This is a genomic window from Altererythrobacter sp., assembly GCF_050299635.1.
Lineage (GTDB): Bacteria > Pseudomonadota > Alphaproteobacteria > Sphingomonadales > Sphingomonadaceae > Erythrobacter.
The window spans coordinates 1-267 of the sequence record NZ_JBNKWF010000066.1 but is presented as its reverse complement, the minus strand read 5'-3'; the positions used below and the strand labels follow the sequence as shown (position 1 = coordinate 267).

The 267-nt window shown below is 68.5% G+C and carries 1 protein-coding gene (only partly in view); it reads right to left on the bottom strand.

All coding sequences use genetic code 11. The features are described from left to right. Positions 1-207: part of a ferrochelatase coding region (gene hemH / locus ACQY6C_RS14830; protein ID WP_427970059.1), annotated on the bottom strand (this coding region is incomplete at its 3' end). The annotated region extends 464 nt beyond the left edge of the window; the window shows 207 of its 671 annotated nt. Positions 208-267 lie beyond the last annotated feature (60 nt).

Sequence of the window (267 nt, the reverse complement as noted above, 5' to 3'; positions counted from 1 at the left end):
AAAGCTCATCACCAGTCTCTCGGCCTCCCCGTTGCGCATCCAATGCTCGCGCACGCTGGCGGCGAGCGCGTCGACGTAGCCGGGCTGGTCGCAGAAACTGCGCACGAAGCGCATCTCCGGCAGATTGCGCCACGCGAGCATGCAGCGGGCCGCCTCGTCACTGACCGAGGCCGTCGTGCTGGCCGCGTACTGTGGGTACATCGGCACCACCAGGATGCGCCGGCAGCCCTTCGCCTTGAGCCCCTCGAGTACCGCCGGGATCGAGGG